Source organism: Spirillospora sp. NPDC052242 (assembly GCF_040679555.1).
GTDB lineage: Bacteria > Actinomycetota > Actinomycetes > Streptosporangiales > Streptosporangiaceae > Spirillospora.
On record NZ_JBFAUZ010000059.1, the window covers coordinates 1 to 17,357 of the forward strand.

At 75.8% G+C, this 17,357-nt stretch carries 19 protein-coding genes; 5 read left to right on the forward strand and 14 right to left on the reverse strand.

The annotated features are described in order from the left end of the window. Positions 1-20: 20 nt before the first annotated feature. The 4 genes from AB0L25_RS35060 to AB0L25_RS35075 form a co-directional block, all read right to left on the reverse strand. Positions 21-1,217: an esterase-like activity of phytase family protein gene (locus tag AB0L25_RS35060; RefSeq protein ID WP_500177177.1), complete on the reverse strand. Its 1,197-nt coding sequence runs from the start codon at positions 1,215-1,217 to the stop codon at positions 21-23. A 165-nt stretch (positions 1,218-1,382) separates the two neighbouring features. Beyond that, positions 1,383-2,606 carry a uroporphyrinogen-III synthase gene (locus AB0L25_RS35065; protein ID WP_500177178.1) on the reverse strand — a complete coding sequence of 408 codons (1,224 nt, stop codon included), beginning with the start codon at positions 2,604-2,606 and terminating at the stop codon, positions 1,383-1,385. Then, a complete protein-coding gene (gene nirD, locus AB0L25_RS35070) occupies positions 2,590-3,066 on the reverse strand; it encodes a nitrite reductase small subunit NirD (protein ID WP_500177180.1) in 477 nt (158 codons plus the stop codon). Before nirD ends, AB0L25_RS35065 begins: the two co-directional genes overlap by 17 nt. Positions 3,067-3,167: 101 nt before the next feature. Further along, positions 3,168-5,285 carry a molybdopterin oxidoreductase family protein gene (locus AB0L25_RS35075; RefSeq protein WP_500177182.1) on the reverse strand — a complete coding sequence of 706 codons (2,118 nt, stop codon included), beginning with the start codon at positions 5,283-5,285 and terminating at the stop codon, positions 3,168-3,170. A 293-nt stretch (positions 5,286-5,578) separates the two neighbouring features. On the opposite strand from AB0L25_RS35075, the gene AB0L25_RS35080 reads away from it, so the two are divergent. Beyond that, entirely contained in the window at positions 5,579-6,082 is a 504-nt protein-coding gene (locus AB0L25_RS35080; RefSeq protein WP_500177184.1) for an NUDIX domain-containing protein, read from the forward strand. Positions 6,083-6,097: 15 nt separating this feature from the next. Here the strand turns inward: AB0L25_RS35080 and AB0L25_RS35085 are convergent, their stop codons facing one another. The 4 genes from AB0L25_RS35085 to AB0L25_RS35100 all read right to left on the reverse strand — a co-directional run bounded on the left by AB0L25_RS35085 (position 6,098) and on the right by AB0L25_RS35100 (position 9,413). Continuing rightward, positions 6,098-6,346 (reverse strand): metallothionein, encoded by a 249-nt coding sequence (locus tag AB0L25_RS35085; protein WP_500177185.1) that lies wholly within the window; start codon positions 6,344-6,346, stop codon positions 6,098-6,100. A gap of 153 nt (positions 6,347-6,499) precedes the next feature. Beyond that, the gene (locus AB0L25_RS35090; protein WP_500177187.1) at positions 6,500-7,921 is read right to left on the reverse strand and encodes an MFS transporter; all 1,422 of its coding nucleotides are present in this window, start codon (positions 7,919-7,921) and stop codon (positions 6,500-6,502) included. Between the two features lie 101 nt (positions 7,922-8,022). Further along, the gene (locus AB0L25_RS35095) at positions 8,023-8,769 is read right to left on the reverse strand and encodes a maleylpyruvate isomerase N-terminal domain-containing protein (protein WP_500177188.1); all 747 of its coding nucleotides are present in this window, start codon (positions 8,767-8,769) and stop codon (positions 8,023-8,025) included. A gap of 227 nt (positions 8,770-8,996) precedes the next feature. After that, a complete protein-coding gene (locus AB0L25_RS35100) occupies positions 8,997-9,413 on the reverse strand; it encodes a plectin (RefSeq protein WP_500177190.1) in 417 nt (138 codons plus the stop codon). Positions 9,414-9,628: 215 nt separating this feature from the next. Here AB0L25_RS35100 and AB0L25_RS35105 point away from each other — a divergent pair, with 215 nt between their 5' ends. Then, positions 9,629-10,198: a TetR/AcrR family transcriptional regulator gene (locus AB0L25_RS35105; RefSeq protein ID WP_500177192.1), complete on the forward strand. Its 570-nt coding sequence runs from the start codon at positions 9,629-9,631 to the stop codon at positions 10,196-10,198. A gap of 24 nt (positions 10,199-10,222) precedes the next feature. Here AB0L25_RS35105 and AB0L25_RS35110 read toward each other — a convergent pair whose 3' ends face one another. Genes AB0L25_RS35110 through AB0L25_RS35120 form a run of 3 tightly spaced genes read right to left on the reverse strand, consistent with a single transcriptional unit; the run spans position 10,223 to position 13,070 of the window. Then, positions 10,223-10,864, reverse strand: coding sequence for a LutC/YkgG family protein (locus AB0L25_RS35110; RefSeq protein WP_500177194.1), 642 nt, complete (start codon positions 10,862-10,864; stop codon positions 10,223-10,225). Then, positions 10,861-12,345, reverse strand: a complete 1,485-nt coding sequence (locus AB0L25_RS35115; RefSeq protein ID WP_500177195.1) for a lactate utilization protein B — start codon at positions 12,343-12,345, stop codon at positions 10,861-10,863. Before AB0L25_RS35115 ends, AB0L25_RS35110 begins: the two co-directional genes overlap by 4 nt. Continuing rightward, positions 12,342-13,070 (reverse strand): (Fe-S)-binding protein, encoded by a 729-nt coding sequence (locus tag AB0L25_RS35120; RefSeq protein WP_500177197.1) that lies wholly within the window; start codon positions 13,068-13,070, stop codon positions 12,342-12,344. Before AB0L25_RS35120 ends, AB0L25_RS35115 begins: the two co-directional genes overlap by 4 nt. Before the next feature lie 353 nt (positions 13,071-13,423). On the opposite strand from AB0L25_RS35120, the gene AB0L25_RS35125 reads away from it, so the two are divergent. Next, the gene (locus AB0L25_RS35125) at positions 13,424-13,627 is read left to right on the forward strand and encodes a DUF5999 family protein (RefSeq protein ID WP_026401870.1); all 204 of its coding nucleotides are present in this window, start codon (positions 13,424-13,426) and stop codon (positions 13,625-13,627) included. 139 nt (positions 13,628-13,766) lie between these two features. Here AB0L25_RS35125 and AB0L25_RS35130 read toward each other — a convergent pair whose 3' ends face one another. Next, positions 13,767-14,381, reverse strand: a complete 615-nt coding sequence (locus AB0L25_RS35130) for an alpha/beta hydrolase family protein (protein WP_500177199.1) — start codon at positions 14,379-14,381, stop codon at positions 13,767-13,769. A 50-nt stretch (positions 14,382-14,431) separates the two neighbouring features. Between AB0L25_RS35130 and AB0L25_RS35135 the strand changes: the two genes are divergently transcribed. After that, a complete protein-coding gene (locus AB0L25_RS35135; protein WP_500177201.1) occupies positions 14,432-14,857 on the forward strand; it encodes a PPOX class F420-dependent oxidoreductase in 426 nt (141 codons plus the stop codon). Between the two features lie 144 nt (positions 14,858-15,001). Here the strand turns inward: AB0L25_RS35135 and AB0L25_RS35140 are convergent, their stop codons facing one another. Next, positions 15,002-15,796: an MBL fold metallo-hydrolase gene (locus AB0L25_RS35140; RefSeq protein ID WP_500177203.1), complete on the reverse strand. Its 795-nt coding sequence runs from the start codon at positions 15,794-15,796 to the stop codon at positions 15,002-15,004. Between the two features lie 68 nt (positions 15,797-15,864). Here AB0L25_RS35140 and AB0L25_RS35145 point away from each other — a divergent pair, with 68 nt between their 5' ends. Beyond that, complete coding sequence (locus AB0L25_RS35145; RefSeq protein WP_500177204.1) at positions 15,865-16,617, forward strand: maleylpyruvate isomerase family mycothiol-dependent enzyme; 753 nt, start codon at positions 15,865-15,867, stop codon at positions 16,615-16,617. Here AB0L25_RS35145 and AB0L25_RS35150 read toward each other — a convergent pair. Beyond that, entirely contained in the window at positions 16,614-17,309 is a 696-nt protein-coding gene (locus AB0L25_RS35150; protein WP_500177206.1) for a Crp/Fnr family transcriptional regulator, read from the reverse strand. The two genes, AB0L25_RS35145 and AB0L25_RS35150, sit on opposite strands and share 4 nt — an antisense overlap. Between the last annotated feature and the right edge of the window lie 48 nt (positions 17,310-17,357).

The following is a 17,357-nucleotide window of genomic DNA, read 5'->3' on the forward strand; positions in this document are numbered from 1 at the left end:
GGGCCCGGTGGGCGGGCGGTTCAGCGCTCCCGCACGGCGAACGCGAGGAACTGCGTGACCTCGCGGTCGTCGAAGTTGTCGTCGGAGCCGATCAGCAGCGTCCGCTCCCCCGTCCGCAGGCGCGGCCCCCACGCCATCGCCTCCAGGTTCTGCATCGGGTCGGCGTACCGGCCGAGGTCGGCGACCAGCCGCTTGGCCACCGGCCGGTACGGGGCGTCGTCGAGGCGGTCGCGCCGCAGGACGTCGGTGGCGCCCCGGACGTCGAACGCGTACAGCCGCACGCGGTACCCGACGCCTTCCATCCAGGAGCGCTCCAGCGCCAGGTACCGGTGGTCGTCGATCGCGAGGATCTCCGACACGCCGCTGTCGGCGTCCCCATCGGCCGGCACCGGCGCGGCCGGGAGCGGCTCCACCCGGTAGGCGTGCTGGGCGCGCAGGTCGCCGTCGCGGTTCCACAGGGTCAGCCGGACGGACGCGCCCCGCTCGGCGGTCGGCGGCGCGCCGTCCTCGTGCCGCGGGCCCTCGGCCATCGCGGCGATGCGGTGCGGCGCGACGGCGACGGCCTCGAAGCCGTAGTTGCGGCGCGGCCCGCGGTCCTCGGTGGTCTGCTCGAGGTTCGCCGGGAGCGGGAGGGCGCCGCGGTGCTCCCCGTCCGGCCCCGCCCACTGGACCGTCAGCGGCGACAGCGCGATGTCGGGATGGGCGGCGTCGGGGCGGTCGCCCTCGTTGCCCCACAGCAGCCGGTTCCCGCGCGGGTCGAACCGGATCGCCTCCGGATCGGCCGACCCTGGCTTGCCGAATCCGGGGTAGGGGCTGCCGTCGGGCCGCTTCAGCGTGCGGACGCCGCTGATCCGCACGCCGGAGAACACGCCGGTGCGCAGGTCGATGTCGACGTGCCCGGTGTAGAAGCGCGCCGGGTCGTAGCGCCACCGGTCGTCGGAGATGAAGTACCAGGTGCCGGTGCGCGGGTCGCGGTCCATGCCCGAGATCCCGCCGACGGTCGTCCCCTCGAACTCCATCTTGTGCGGCAGCCGCCGCTCGCCGAGGAACCGCGAGATCCGCACGCCCGACGCCGCGTCCGCGTGCTGCGCGCCCGCCGCCGGCCGCGGCCCCGGTCCCGCGGCCGGGGACGCCGCCGCGGCCGCGGGAGCGGGCCCCGCCACGAGCAGCGCGGCCGCCAGCACGGCGCCGCCCCGAAGAACCTTCTTGTCGTCCACCCGACCTCCGTCACCATGTGCATCCGTTCGGACACTCTTCGCGACGGTCAGTATCGCCCAACTTCCGGGCCGGCGGCGGCTTTTCCGCGAGGTGTCGGCCGGAGACGGGAGGGAACGCGGGACGGAACGCCGGTCGGTGCGCGGGGACGGGCGTTCGCGGGCGGGTCAGCCCGCGGGCACCGAGGCGCCCTGGCGGGGGTCGCAGGCGAGCCGGTAGCCGCGCTTGACCACCGTCTCCACGATCCCGGGACGGCCCAGGCCGCGCCGGAGCCGCGCGACCGCCATCTCCACCGCGTGCTCGTCCGCCTGCGGGCGGGCCAGGACGCCCGCGCCGCCGAGGCCGGGGACGCCGGCCGTGCCGCCCGCCCCCGAGGCGTCGGCGGCACGGATCGGCCGTCCGGGCAGCGCCCCGGACAGCTCCGCCCGCGACACCACGTGCCCCGGGCGCCGCGCGAGCGCCCGCAGGATCGCCATCGGCGCGGGCGCGATCGGGCGCAGCTGGCCGTCCAGGACGACCGCGTGGCCGCGCAGTTCCAGCGCCAGCCCGCGGACCCGCAGCCGGCGCGCCCGCCGGCGGGGCAGGTCGGCGGCCAGGGTCCGCACCAGCGCGCCGAGCCGGCCGCGTTCGGGCTGGACGGTCGGGACGCCGCGGGCGGTCAGCTCCGCCGCCGTGACCGGGCCGACGCACGCCGCGACCAGCGGCCCGCGCATCGCCTCCAGCAGCGGCTCGGCGAGCCCGTCCGCGGCGGCCGCGGCCAGCGTCGCGGCGACCGCCGGGGCGCTGGTGAAGGTGATCGCGTCGACCGTCCCGGCGACGGCCTGCCCGACGAGCCGGTGCAGCGGCGTCGGGTCGTCGGCGGGCGCCCACCGGTACACCGGGACCTCGACGACCTCGGCGCCGGCGGCGCGCAGCGCCCCGGTCAGCTCCGGCTGCGGCTCGCCGTACAGCTGCACGGCGACGCGGGAGCCCGCCAGGTCCTCGGCCAGCAGGTGCCGCAGGACCTCGGCCGTCCCCTCCGACTCCGGCGACCACCGTTCCCGCAGCCCCGCCGACCGGACGGCGCCGCGCGCCTTCGGCCCGCGCGTCAGCAGGGCGGCGCCGCCGAGGCGGGCGACGAGCTCGTCGCGCATCCCCCACCCGTCGGCGGTCTCCAGCCACGCGCGGAACCCGATCCCGGTGGTGACGACGACGTGGTCGAGCGGCGCGGCCAGGCACGCGCGGGTCGCCTCCAGCAGGCCCGTGTCGTCGGCGAGCGGGACCAGCCGGATCGCCGGCGCGAGCACCACCCGGGCCCCGCGCCGCTCCAGCAGCGTCGCGAGCTCCTCCTGGCGGCGGGCCGCGGTCACCCCGACGGCGAACCCGGCCAGTGCGTCACCGACGGTGCTCATCGGGGACCGCCACCTCCACCCGGCCGCCCGCGCGCCGGACGCCGTACGCGGGCAGCGCCACCCGCGGGTCGTCCAGGCAGACGCCGGTGCGCAGGTCGAAGACCTGCTTGTACATCGGCGAGGCCACGGTGGGGATCCCGTCGCGGGTCCCGAGGATGCCGCGCGACAGCACGTGCGCGCCGCTGAACGGGTCCAGGTTGGACAGCGCGTACAGGTCCCCGTCGAAGGTGCGGAACACCGCCACCTGCGTCCCGCCGATCATCGCGCAGACGCCGCGCTCGGGGATGAGGTCGGCGTAGGCGCACACGTCGACCCATCGCCGTTCCGTTCGGGTCTGCGCCGTTGCGTTCTGCGGCGATCCGTTCTGTGCCGTTCCGTTCTGTGCCGTTCCGTGCTGTGCCGTGCGGACGGACTGGGGAGCGCGGGCCTCGGGTGCGAGGGTCGCTTCGGTCGTGCTCATCGTGCGGCAACCTCCTGGCTCTCGACCACTTCCTGGCTCGTGATCGCTTCGATCCTCGGCAGGGGCGGTTTCGCGATTGGGTCCCTTCTGTCACCGGCGTGTTAAAAGACGCTCACGGGGGCCGGGCGGGCGGCGGGCTCCAGCCGCACCGCGCACACCTTGAACTCGGGCATCCTGGACACCGGGTCGAGGGCCGGGTTGGTGAGCAGGTTCGCGCGCCCCTCCCCCGCCCAGTGGAACGGCATGAACACCGTGTCGGCGCGGATCGCCTCGGTGAGCCGTGCGGTCGCGAGCGCCGCGCCGCGGCGGCTGCGGACCCGCACCGGGTCGCCGTCCTCGACGCCCAGGCGTCCGGCCAGGTCGGGGTGCAGTTCGACGAACGGGCCCGGTTCGGCCTCGGCCAGCGCCGGGACGCGCCGGGTCTGCGCGCCCGACTGGTACTGGGCGAGGACCCGCCCGGTCGTCAGGTACACGGGGTAGTCGGCGTCGACCTCCTCCGCGGGGCCGCGGTGCCCGACCGGGACGAACCGGGCACGCCCGTCGGGCGTCGGGAACCGGTCCAGGAACGGGCGGGGGGTGCCGGGGTGGTCGGGGGACGGGCACGGCCAGAAGACGCCGCCCTCCCGCTCGATCCGCCCGTAGTCGATGCCGGAGTAGTCGGCGGGGCCGCCCGCGCTCGCGCGGCGCAGCTCGGCGAACACCTCCGCCGGGTCGTCCGTCCAGTCCCCCGGGGCGTCCAGCCGCCGCGCGAGGTCCGCGAGGACGGCCAGGTCGGTGCGGACGCCGTCCGGCGGGGCGAGCGCCCGCCTGCGGCGCAGCACCCGGCCCTCGAGGTTCGTCATCGTGCCGGACTCCTCGGCCCACTGCGCCGCCGGGAGCACCACGTCGGCGCGCGCGGCCGTCTCCGACGGGACGAAGTCGGCGACGACCAGCAGGTCGAGCGCGGCGAGGCGCTCCTCGACGGCGGCGGCGTCCGGGGCCGACACCACCGGGTTCGAGCCGAACAGCAGCAGCGCGCGCGGACCGGCGGGCCCGCCGAGCGCCGACAGCAGCTCGTGCGCGGACCGTCCGGGTCCGGGCAGGGAGTCGGGGTCGACGCCCCAGACCCGCGCGACGTGCTCCCGTGCGGCGGGGTCGTCGATGCGCCGGTAGCCGGGGAGCTGGTCGGCCTTCTGCCCGTGCTCGCGGCCGCCCTGCCCGTTGCCCTGCCCGGTGAGGCACCCGTACCCCGACCCGGCGCGTCCCGGCAGGCCGAGCGCCAGCGCGAGGTTGATGAACGCGGTGACGGTGTCGGTGCCGTGGGCGTGCTGCTCGGCGCCCCGACCGGTGAGGACGTGCGCGCGTTCGGCGCCCGCGAGGAGCCGGACGGCCTCGCGCATCGCCGGGACGGGCACGCCGGTGATCCGCTCGACGCGGTCCGGCCAGTAGGAGTTGACGGCGGTGCGGGCGGCGTCGAAGCCGGTGGTGCGGGCCGCGATGTAGGCGTGGTCGGCGAGGTTCTCGGCGAGGACCAGGTGCAGCAGCCCGTTGGCGAGCGCCAGGTCGGTGCCGGGGAGCGGCTGCAGGTGCAGGTCGGCCTGCCGGGCGGTGGCGCTGCGGCGCGGGTCGATCACGACGAGGGCGCCGCCGCGGTCGCGCATGGCGGTGAGGTGCCGCATGAACGGCGGCATGGTCTCGGCGACGTTCCCGCCGGCCAGCAGCACCGCGCCGGACTCGGCGAGGTCGGTGACGGGGCCGGGCAGGCCGCGGTCCATGCCGAACGCGCGGCCGGACGCCGCCGCGGCCGACGACATGCAGAACCGCCCGTTGTAGTCGATCTGCGACGTGCCGAGCGCGACGCGGGCGAACTTCCCGAGCGTGTACGCCTTCTCGTTCGTCAGGGACCCGCCGCCGAACACCGCGACGGCGTCCGGCCCGTGCGCGGCCCGCAGCCCGCGCAGCTCCCCCGCGACGCGGTCGAGCGCCTCCTCCCACGTGCACGGCCTCAGCGGCGCGTCCCGGCGCGCCCGCATCAGCGGCGCCGTGAGCCGGTCCGGGACGGTGAGCAGCTCCGCCGACGTCCAGCCCTTGCGGCACAGCCCGCCCTGGTTGGCGGGGACGTCGTCGCGCGGCGTGACCTCGACGGGCGGCGACGCGGGCGGCGCTCCGGGGGCCGCGAGGCGGAGGGTCATGCCGCACTGCAGGGCGCAGTACGGGCAGTGCGTGGGTGTCCCGATCATGCCCGCGAGCCTGCCCGGTGGCCGTTTCGCGGCCGATTCCCGCGGATGACCGCCGTGTTAAAAGGCGTTCACGCAGCGCGCACGGCCGTCGTCCGGCGCCGGTCCGGGGCATGAGAATCTCAGCGTCTGACGATCTCGTGTCAAGCGTTGTCGAACGCTGTCATGGCCGTTTCGTCGCCTTTCACCCGATTACCGAACGGATTCGCGGTGACCCCGCGGCGCCCCGGAACGATGCGGCCCCGGCCGCCGACCCCGTCCTGCCGTCCCACCAAGATCGCGCCTAACCTCGGTACATGCCCGACCTTGCCTACTACGCCTCACTGCCGCGCTCCCGCGGCGCCGCGGCGGCCCTGCTCCTGGACGACCTCGGGCGGGTCCTGCTGGTCAAGCCGACCTACAGCGAGGGCTGGTTCCTCCCCGGCGGCGTCATCGAGGCGGACGAGTCCCCCCTGTCGGCCTGCCTGCGCGAATGCGAGGAGGAACTCGGCCTCGTCCCGCGCCTGGACGGCCTGGCCTGCGTCGACTGGGGCTCACCGCGCTCGGACGGCGTCGACTCGGTCAACGTCTTCGTCTTCGGCGGCTCCATCACCGGCGCGGAGGCCGACGCGATCCGGCTGCCGCCCGACGAGCTGTCCGACCACGTCCTGGTCGCGCCGGAGAAGATCCCCGAGCTGGCGCCGCCGCACGTCGCCCGCCGGATGGCGCCGGCGCTGCGCGCCATGGCCGAGGGCCGCGCCGTCTACCTCGAGGACGGCGTCGAGCAGCCGTTCGGCACCCCCGCCCTCGGCCGCCGCTGAACCGCCGTTCCGGCGTCAGGCCGGAACGGCGTCCTTGATCTGCACGCCGCGCTCCGGATCGGCGACGCGCGCACAGTGGGCGCAGCAGTACCAGTGCCCGTCCACGTCGACGCCGTGCCCCATGATGCGGCACTCGCAGTTCTCGCACACCGGCGCCATCCGGCTCACGGCGCACTCGAACGAGTCGAACGTGTGCACCTGCCCCTGCGCGTGGACCTCGAACGCCATGTCGTAGTCGTTCCCGCAGACCTCGCAGACCGCCATTGCCGTTCCCTTTCCCCCGTCGCGTCGCGTGACGTCACCCCCCGCCCTACCCGCGAACACCGCCCGTACCCGCGGAAACGCCGGGGGCCGCCCCCCACCCCTGGTGGCGGCCCCCGGCGGGCTCTCAACGGGCCGCGCGCGGCCCCGGCCCGGTCACACCCCGGCCTCCGCCAGGCTCACGCGCCGGTCACCGAGCCGCACCCGGCGCATGTACGCGGCCCAGGTCAGCACCAGGCACAGGCCGTAGAACACCGCCAGCGCGACCAGCGCGGGGGCGATCCCCCCGGTCCGCTCCACCGAGATCCGGAAGGTCTGCTGGATGAGCGCGCCGCCGAGCGCGCCCACCGCGGAGATCAGCCCGATGGCCGCCGCTGCCTCCCGCCGCGCCACCGCCAGCGCGCGCTCCCGGGCCTCCCGGCCGTCCCCGGCGGTGCGCGCCGCCGCCCGCGTACGGAAGATCGACGGGATCATCTTGTAGGTCGAGCCGTTCCCGATGCCGGTGGAGGCGAACACCCACAGGAAGGCGCCGAGGAACAGGCCCCACGACCCCGTGTTCACGCCGCCCCAGACCGCGACGACGCCCAGCCCCATCCCTAGGAAGTTCCAGAACGTGACGGTCGTCCCGCCGAACCGGTCGGCCAGCCAGCCGCCGAGGGGCCGCGCCGCCGACCCGACCAGGGCGCCGATCCAGATGTAGTTGGACGCGTCCACCTCGGGGAACTGGTTGCCGATCAGCACGCCGAAGGAGAACGAGTACCCGATGAAGGAGCCGAACGTCGCGATGTACAGCACCGACATGACGATCGTGTGCGGCCGGGCGGCGATCCGCCCCATCTCCGCCATCGTGTAGGACCGGCTCGCCCCCGTCAGGTTGTCCATGAAGAGGTAGGCCCCGGCGGCCGCCAGCAGGATCAGCGGCATCCACACCCAGCCGACCGCGATCAGGCCGAAGGCGACGATCAGCGGCGGCATCGTCAGCTGCGTGACGCTCACCCCCACGTTGCCGCCCGCCGCGTTGAGCCCCAGCGGCAGCCCCTGCTTCGCCGTCGGGTAGAAGTGCGCGATGTTCGACATCGAGGAGGCGAAGTTCCCGCCGCCGAGCCCGGTCGTCGCGGCGATCAGCAGCAGCGCCCAGAACGGCAGCCCGGGGTTGGCGATCGCGAACACGAACAGCCCGCACGGGATCAGCAGCAGCAACCCGCTGACGACCGTCCAGTTGCGCCCGCCGAACTTCGCCGGACCGAACGTGTACGGGATCCGCAGCAGCGCGCCCACCAGGTTCGGCAGCGTCGTCAGCCAGAGGGTCTGCCCCACCGACAGCGCCGTGCCGTTGTCCGCCAGGTGCAGGACCGCGATGCTCCACAGCAGCCAGACGCAGAACCCGAGATGCTCCGTGAAGATCGAGAACACCAGGTTGCGGGTGGCGACCCGCCGCCCCGTGCGCTCCCAGAACTCCGCGTCCTCCGGATCCCAGTGATCGATCCACCGGCCGCCCCGCCGCACGGCCTCCGGCCGCGCGGCGGACTCGTCGGTCAGCGCCGTCATGCTCGGTTCCTCCAGACGTCTCGTGGACACCCGAAGGACGGTAGGGACGGCGGATTACACCGGACGGCGCGGCGCGTGCACGCGCTGCAACATCCTCCGCACAACCCCGCCGAGGACGCTGTGAGGGCGGCTCACCCGGAGCCGGGCCCGCGGGGCGAACGGACGCGCCGCGTCCGGCCCGGCGCCTGCCGGCCCGTGCGCGCCCGCCCCGCCGAAGCACCGGACGTCCCGGCGGAGCGGCCGTCCGGGGCGGCGTCGGGCTCCGGCCAGCGCGGCGACCGGCCCGACGCGCGCAGCACCGCCTCCCACCCCTCGCCCGAGGCCAGCGGCAGGTGCGGGACGCCCCAGTGCCACGCCGACACCAGCAGGTCGGGGTCGCGCGGCCGGTAGTCGGTGCCGAGGGCGCGGGCCATGTCCCACGCGTGCAGGTGCCACTCCACGCACGCGGCGCCCGCGTGGTCGCCCACGGTGTACTTGGTGCCCCGGTAGATCAGATGGGTGCGGTCCCACATGTCCGGCATCAGGTCGGCGTACGCGCCCGCGGACACGCCGAACGCCATGATCCGGTCGGGGCCCGTCTCGGGCGGCAGCACCGCCAGCTCCGCCGCGTTCTGCCGGGCCTGCTGCCGGATCAGCACGGCCGTCGCGGCCTCCTGGGCGAACAGCTTCGCGAGCCGGCTGTCCGGCGCGTCCTGCAGGTACTCCAGGAAGTTTTCGGCGACGCACCGCAGATGGCCGGCGAGATCGATCAGCTGCCAGTCCGAGCACGGCGTCGGGACGTCCCAGTCGCCGGCCCGGCCCGCCAGCTCCCGGATCGCCCGCACCCCGTCCTGGTAGGACTCGAGTACGCGGCACCGGTCCGGCGGCGTGCGCTCCACGTGACTTCCCCCCGCGTCCAGAGCACCTGTGCCCTCTCCACCGGGACGTCCTCCCGCCCGCGAACGCGCGGCGGCGGGCGGGGCGCCCCGGTGCTCCCCGAGAGGGCAGACTCTCAAAGTTCGGTGGCCGCTGCCACCCGGTGACGCTGTGTCGCCCCACGTCCGGGCCCCGTCGTCCGCCCCTCCCCCGGGGCGGACGTCCGCGGACGCGGGCCGACCGGCGACCGTCAGACCGCGGCGGTCGGCCGCGTGCGGAAGCTCAGCCGGTGCGCCTCGCGCGCCGTGCGCAGCCGGTCGACCTCGTCGGTCCACGGGCGGACGGCCGCGGTCGCCTTCGCCTTCCGCGCGGCGATCTCGGCGGCGCGCTGGGCCTTCGCGTCCTGCGCGTCGGTCGGGTACGCCTTCGGGCCCATCGCGGCGCGCTCGGCGGCCTCCGCGGCGGCGAGCGCCTCGGTCAGCGCCACGTCGAACGCGATCGTCAGCTCCTGCAGCTCCTCCGGCGTCACCGCGCCGCCCTGCGCCTCGCGCAGCGCCCGCTCCGCCTCGTTGGCCGCGGCGAGCCGCTCGGCGTACCCGGCGGCCAGCTCCCGGTCGGCCTCGTGCGACTCCGCGACGTCCTTGCTCACCCGGCGGCCCAGCGGCATGGTGCACTCCCTCAAGCTCACGGTCTTCTCGATCGGTCCGGCCGTTCGGTCCCCCGACCCGGCGCGTCCGATCGAGGCAAGCGTACGCGGGTGGCGCGCTCATTGTGACGGGGGACACCGAAGTTCGGCCCTTTACGCAGTAAGGTCAGGCCGGCTTCCGACGCCTCCGGCGCGTTTCGCCGCCGGACCGGACCTTTACGCAGTAAGGTCTGGTCATGGTCCGGCAACCTGCGATCAACGCGCGGAACCGCGCGCCGCTGTCCACCGAGCGCATCATCGAGGCCGCCCTGCAGATCGTCGACGGGCAGGGGCTCGGCCGCCTCACCATGCGCCGCCTCGGCGACGCGCTCGAGGTGGAGGCCATGGCGATCTACCACCACCTCCCCCGCGGCAAGGAGCAGCTCCTCGACGGCCTCGTCGCGCACGTCGCCGCCGCGCCCGTCTCGGCGGACGTCCCGGACGGGCGCGCCGGGGACGCCCTGCGCGGCTGGGCGCGCGACTACCGCGCCCGGCTGCTCGAGCACGCCGGCGTCCTGCCCCTGGTCGTCACGCGCCGCAATCCCGCCGCGCTGACCGCGACGATCGCGTCCCTGCGGGAGATGCTGCGGCTCGGCGGCGCGGCCGAGGAGGCCGCCGCCGTCACCGCGCACACCCTGCTCGGCTACGTCATCGGGCACGCCGCGCTCGAGGTGCGCGGCACCGCCGAGGACGGCGCCGACCGCGCGGTGAACTGGGACGCCCGCTTCGACGCGGGCCTCGACGTCGTCCTGACCGGCGTCCGGTAGCGGCCGGGGGTCCGGCCCGCCGGATCAGTCCTCGACGACGAGGATCTCCAGGTGCCGGGGGCCGTGCGGCCCCGGCACCCGCACCGACTCGACGTCGCGGGTCGCCGACGGGCCGCTGATCCAGGTCAGCGGGCGCGCCGGGTCGAGCCGCGCGACGACCTCCGGGACCGTCCCGGCGATCTGGTCGGCGTGGACGACGCACAGGTGGTAGTCGGGCACGAGGGTGAGCGCGCGCCGTCCCTGCGCGCGGCCGCCGTCCAGCACGACCGTCCCGGTCCGCGCGACGGCCGCCGCGCAGCCCGTCACCACGCCGTCGGCCGCCGCGAGCGCCTCGGCGTCCAGGGCGGGCGCGTCGGCCAGCGCCCGCACCCCCTCCAGCTCCGCCAGCCACCCGAACGGCAGGTCGGCCGGGACGACGATCTGCTTCGCCTCCCGCCCCCACAGCGCGGCGGCGACGGCGGTGCCGACGTCGTCGGCGGCGACGTGCCGGACCGCCGCGCGGTTCTCCGCGACCCGCTCGGTGAACAGCGCGAGGACGTCCGCGCGGGACGCCGCCTCCTCCGCCGTGAGCCGCCGGGCGTAGCCGCGCGGTACGGGCGGGGCGGTGCCGCGCTCCCCGCCGAGGGCGTCGCGGACCCGCCGCAGGATCTCGTCGCGGGCGCTCACCGGCGCCCCCACCAGTCGCGGAAGCTCTGCGCGGGCGGCGCGGGCACGTCCCGGGCCTCGGTCCACTTGCCGAGCAGGCCGGGCAGCCGCCGGATCCGGCCGCCGCGCGACAGCAGCCGCGCCCACCGGGTGCCGCGGCGGACCGCGAGGCGGTGGCGGCGGGCGTCCGCCATCGTCCAGGCCAGGCCCCGCATCAGCACCAGCTCCGGCGTGGGGACGGGACGGGCGCGGCGCGACTCCACCACCACGCCGCGCAGGTGCACCAGTACCTCCGGGATGTCGATCTTCACGGGGCACACGTCGGTGCAGGCGCCGCAGAGCGTGGACGCGAAGGGCAGCGACGCGTTCGCGGCGCTCTCGACGCCGCGCAGCTGCGGGGTGAGCATCGCGCCGACGGGCCCCGGATACACCGGCCCGTACGGGCCGCCCCCGGTCCGCTCGTAGACGGGGCACACGTTCAGGCAGGCCGAGCAGCGGATGCAGCGCAGCGCCGCCCGGCCGACCTCGTCGGCGAGCGCGCCGGTGCGCCCGTTGTCGAGCAGGACGAGGTGGAACGCGCGGGGCCCGTCGCCCGGGTGCACGCCCGTCCACGCCGACACGTACGGGGTCATGCGGTCGCCCGCCGAGGCGCGCGGCAGGAGCTGCAGCAGTACCTCGAGGTCGGTCCAGGACGGGACGACCTTGTCGATGCCCGCGACGGTGATCAGCGTGTCCGGGAGGGTGACGCACATCCGTCCCTCGCCGCCCGACTCCACGAGCACGGCCGTCCCGGTGTCGGCCGCGAGGAACGCCGCGCCCGTGACGGCGACGCGGGCGCCGGCGAACCGGTCGCGCAGGTGCGCGCGGGCGGCGGCCGCGAGGGCCGCCGGGTCGTCGGACAGCTCCGGCGGGGCGCCCGGCAGCGCCCGCAGGAACAGCTCCCGCACCTGGGCGCGGTCGCGGTGCAGCGCCGGGGACGCCAGGTGCGTCGGCGCCTCCTCCCCCAGCCGGACGATCAGGTCGCCGAGGCCGGTCGCGCGGACGGTGACGCCGGCGCGGGCGAGCGCGTCGGGCAGGCCCGCCTCCCGGACGGTCGCCGACGGGGCCTGCAGCACCTCGCGGGCGCCCGCGGCCCGCACCAGCCCGGTGACGATCCGGCGTGCCTCGGCGGCGTCCACGGCCCAGTGGACCGTGCCACCCGCCTCGGTGACGGCGCGTTCGAGGCGTTCCAGGTGCGTGTCGAGGTCGAGGAGCGCCGCGTCCCGCAGGGCGCGCCCGGCGTCGCGCAGCTCCTCCCAGTCGGCGGGCTCCGCGGCGGCCGCGGCGGCGCGGTCGCGGGCGGCGGCGACCGCCACGCCCAGGTTGCGGCGCAGCCGGGTGTCGGCGAGCGCGGGCCGCGCCGCGTCGGCGAACCGCGACGCCCGCGCCCCGGCGGCGGGCGCCGCGCCGGGCGCGATCGCCGACGCCAGGGCGTCCGGCGGCTCGCTGCCGGGGGCCGTCACGCGGGCCCCGTCCCGGCGAGGATCTCGGCCAGGTGGGCGACGCGGACGCCGCCCCGCAGCCGCGACAGGGCCCCGCCGATGTGCGCGAGGCAGGAGTTGTCGACGGCGCACACGACGTCGGCGCCGGTGTCGCGGATGTGCCGGATCTTGTCGGCGACCATCGCGACGGACACGTCGGCGTTCTTCATGGCGAACGCGCCCCCGAACCCGCAGCACTCGCCGGCGGCGGGCAGGTCGACCAGTTCCAGGCCGCGCACGGCGCGCAGGAGACGCTCCGGGCGGTCGGCGACGCCGAGGGCCCGCGCGGACTGGCACGTCGGGTGGTAGGTGACCCGGTGCGGGTAGTAGGCGCCGACGTCGGTGACGTCCAGGACGTCCACCAGGAACTCGGTCAGCTCGTACACGGCGAGGGCCTCGGCGGCGCCCGCCAGGCCCGGGTCGCGGACGGTCCGCGCGATCCGGGGGTAGGCGTCCCGGACGGCCGCCGCGCACGACGCCGACGGCGCGACGATCGCGTCCGCGCCGGCGAAGACCCGGGTGAAGGCGCGGGCGAGGTCGGCGGCCTCCCGCCGGTACCCGGTCGTCCAGTGGAACTGCCCGCAGCAGGTCTGCCCCGGCGGGTGGACGACCTCGTGGCCGAGCCGCTCGAGCAGCACCGTCACGGCCTTCCCCGTGTCGGGGAACCACGCGTCGTCATAGCACGCGACGAACAGCGCGACGCGCATAACCGGCCTCCCCCTCCTTCGGCCCGCTCCCCCGGGGGACATCGTAGGGCGCCCGGAGGCCGCCTCCGGCTGAAACGATCGCATCCGGTGGCCGGAACCGGGCGGCCCGGTAACGGGCGCCGGACCTTTTGAAACGTTTGCCGATCTTCGGCGTGTCGTTCTTCATCCGTTATCGAGCGCGGGGGACGCTATGTACTGCACCTCAGGGTGAGGCGGGTCACAAAATGCCCCTGCCGCGGTACCAGAGGACAATCGTCCCAACGGGCTATAGGCGGCGAGGGCGAACCGTTCCACACTGGGGTGCGTCAATTAAGGAAAGTCCACCGACCAGTAGTTGAGACCGGAGGCACGCCATGTGCCCGCACCAGCCGCCCTGTCCCTCGCACGACGCACCCGACCGCGACGCCGCCCGCACGCTGGCCGCGCACCCCGAGCAGGGGTGGAGCCTGCTGTGCAACGGCGTCGTGCTCTTCGAGGACACCGGTGAGCTGCTGCCCGACGGGGGAGTCATCGCACCGCACCGGCCGACGGACCTGCAGGCGTCGCCCGCGGCCTAGGCCGTCCGGGGCCGGTCGCCACGGGGAGACCGGCCGCACCGATGATCGCTCCGCGGGGGCACGCGCCACCGCACGGACCTCTGGGCCCGCCCTCCGGGCCCAGAGGGAACCCTCGCATCCGCCCGAACACCGATTCCGTTCACGGGGAGACGGCGGTCCGGGACGCCGCCCAGCGCCGCAGCCACGGGACCGCCGCCGCCGCGACCGCGGCGGGATCCTTCGCCAGCTCGTGCCGCTCCCCCGGCAGCACCACCACCCGCGCCGCGTCGGCCGGGTCCGGGACGCCGAACGGGTCCCGGTCGCCGTTCACCACGAGCACCTCCACGCCCGCCGAGCGCAGCTCGTCCGCCCGCGACCGTTCCGGCCTGCGCGGCGGGTGCAGCGGGAACGCGAGCGCCAGCACCCCGGCCGCCCCGGCGGCCCGCGCCGTCCGGCACGCCACCCGGGCGCCGTTGCTGCGGCCGCCCTGCACCAGCGGGACGTCCCCGAACCGCTCCCGCAGCGCCGTGACGATCTCCAGCCACGCCTCGTCCTGCTTCACCGGCGACCCGGGCGCCCGGCGCCCCGCCAGCCGGAACGGCTGCATCACCCGCGCCACCGCGCCGCCGAGCCCCAGCGCCGCGTCCCGGACCGCCAGCAGGTCCGGGGCGTCCACTCCCCCGTTCGACCCGTGCGTCAGGACCAGCAGGAACGCGGGGTCCGCGGGCTCGTCGAGAGCGGCCTCCGCGGGCCCGTGCGCGGTCGTGAGCTGCATGCCGCCACCGTAGCGACCGCCACGATGATCTTGTGAGGCAGACTGGGGGCATGGAGAAGATGACCGACGACGAGTGGCGCGCGTTCGTCACCGCGGGCACCCGCACGGGCAAGTGCGCCGTCACCCGCAAGGACGGCGCCCCGCACGTGACGCCGATCTGGTTCGTCCTCGACGGCGACGACCTGCTGTTCAACACCGGCGCGGACACCGTCAAGGGGCGCGCGCTCGCCCGCGACCCGCGCCTGTCGGTGTGCGTCGACGACCAGGAGCCGCCGTACTCGTTCGTGCTGCTGCGGGCCGAGGCGACCCTCGTCGAGGACCTGGACGAGATGCGCCGCTGGGCCACCGCGATCGGCGCCCGCTACATGGGCGCCGACCGCGCCGAGGAGTTCGGCGCCCGCAACGCCGTCCCCGGCGAGTACCTCGTGCGCGCCCGGATCACCAACGTGATCGCCGAACGCGACGTCGCCCACTGACCGTTCCGGCGGGTGGTCGTGCACGAGACCGCCGATCCGGACGCGATCATCGCCGAGGACGACGGGCGGGTCGTGCACTGGCGCGAGTACCAGGACGTCGAGACCATGGCCCGGGCCTTCGCCGCCCAGGGCCGCCGCCCGGGGTCACTCGTCGTCGAGGGCGTACTCGAGGTAGCGGTCGGCGGAGCGGCGCACGGCGTTCTTGCCGTCGGCGTAGACGATCTTGCGCCACCAGGCACCGTAGACGCGGTCGAAGTCGTAGGGCTCGAGGAGGCGGAGCGCGCGGCGGACGGTCCGGGGACGTTCGGGGATGAAGTTCGGGTAGCTGTACATGAAGCTCACCCAGTCGCGGTCGTTGACGACCTGCAGGATGTCGCCGGAGAACAGCGCGCGGGCGTCCCGCCAGTGCAGGACCTGGCCGCCGTCGAAGTGCACGCCCGCGTTGATCAGGGTGACGCCGTCGGCGATCTCGCGTGTGTCGCCCGTCCAGAAGACGACGGAGTCGTCGGGACGGGCGACCCAGCGGCGGTCGGCCTCGTGGACGTACACGGGGGCGTCGAAGGCGTGCGCCCACTCGATCATCGTGCCGTAGTAGTGCGGGTGGCTGATCGCGATCGCGTCGATGCCGCCGAGGGCGTCCACCTCGCGGACCAGGTCGTTGTCGATGTGGGTGATCATGTCCCAGAGCACGTTGCCGGCGGGCGTGCGCAGCAGCAGCGCCCGCTGGCCGATCGCGATGGACGGCTCGGTGCCGATGCCGACGACGTCCAGGCCCTCGTCCTCGATCCGCGCGCGGTGCCCGGCGGCCCGCAGTTCCTCCAGGCTCGTCCAGCGCTGGCCGTCCCACCCGACGTACTGCCGCTCGTCCTCGCAGATGGGGCAGTCGGGGCGGGGAGCCCCGTACTGGACGCCGCAGGTGACGCAGATCGGAAATTCCATGATCGGCATTGTGAACGGGAGGCGGCGGGGGTGCAACGCGGCGTGCGGGTGGGTCAGGATGGACGGTCGTGAGCACCTCGAAGTTCTCCCGCGACGTCATCGACGACCTCGACTCGGGCGTGGCGCGCCTGGCCGCCACCCTGTCCGCGCTGGACGACGCCGGCCTGCGCGCGCCCTCGGCGCTGCCGGGGTGGAGCCGCGCGCACGTCGCCACGCACATCGCCCGGAACGCCGACTCGCTGTGCAACCTGCTGGAATGGGCGCGCACCGGCACGGAGGTCCCGCAGTACCCGAGCATCGAGCGGCGCAACGCCGACATCGAGGCGGGTGCCGGGCGGGGGCGCGACGAGCTGGTCGAGGACGTGCGCGCCGGCGCGGCGCGGTTCGCCGAGCTGGCCCGCGCGCTCCCGGAGGACGCCTGGGACGTGCGCGTGCGGGCGATGGCGGGCTACGAGCATCCGGCCTGGTACACGATCCTGCGGCGCTGGCACGAGGTCGAGGCCCACCACGCCGACCTCGCCGCCGGGTACGAGCCCGCCGACTGGCCCGACCGGTACGTCGACTGGGCGCTGCGCAGCACGCTGGCCGACATGGCGGCGCTGCCCGCCGAGCAGCTGCTCGGCGTGGCCGGGCACCGGATCGTCGTGACCGACCTCGGCGCGGAGGCGGTGCTCGGCGAGGCGACGGGCGCCGAGGCGTCCGGGACGGCCCGCGCGCTGCTGGGCTGGCTGAGCGGACGGTCGGACGGCGCGGGCGTGACCGTCAGCGGGGCGCTCCCGGAGCCTCCGCCGTGGCCGCACGCCCCCGCCGGTTTCGCCTAGTCGCGGTTCGCGAGCCGGCGCAGGGCGTCGGCCGACCGGACGACGATCACGTTGCGGGCGACGTCGAGTCCGCCGCGGACGGACTCGGCGGTGAGGATCTGCGCGACCTTGCGGCGGCCCATCCCGGCCCACCGCCCGAGGTCCTGCTGGGAGACGGGGAGCCGCACCTCGACGCCCGCGGCGGCGCCGTTCCCGGGCCCGCCGTCCTCGGCGAGCGGGGACCCGAAGCGCGACGACAGCCGCAGCAGCCGGCCCGCGAGGCGGCGCTCGGGGTCGTCGGGGAAGTGCGCGACGCGGAGCTCGTTGGCGTCCCGGAGCCGTTCGGCGAGGACGGCCGCGACCGTCCAGACCGCGCCGGGGTGGGCGTCCAGGACGCGGCGGAACCGGTCGGCGGTCAGCCTGGTCGCCTCCACCGCGGTGAGCGCCTCGACGTTGGCGTGCCGGACGCCGCCGTCGACGGCCTCCAGCTCGCCGACGAGGTCGCCGGGCCCGAGCACGTCCAGGATCGCGGCGTCGCCGGCGCGGTCGACCCACACCTTCACGGCGCCGCGGTGCAGGACGAAGACCTGGGACGTGTGGGTGTGCTCGCGCGTGAGGAACGCCCCCGGCTTCATCAGCACGGTCGTCCCCTCGCGCCGCAGCGCCTCCCGGGCGCGGTCGGGCAGCGCGTCCCAGAACCGGGTGAGCTCCATGTCGCCTCCTCGCGGGGCCCGGCGGGGCCCGGCCCCCGTCCAGTCAAC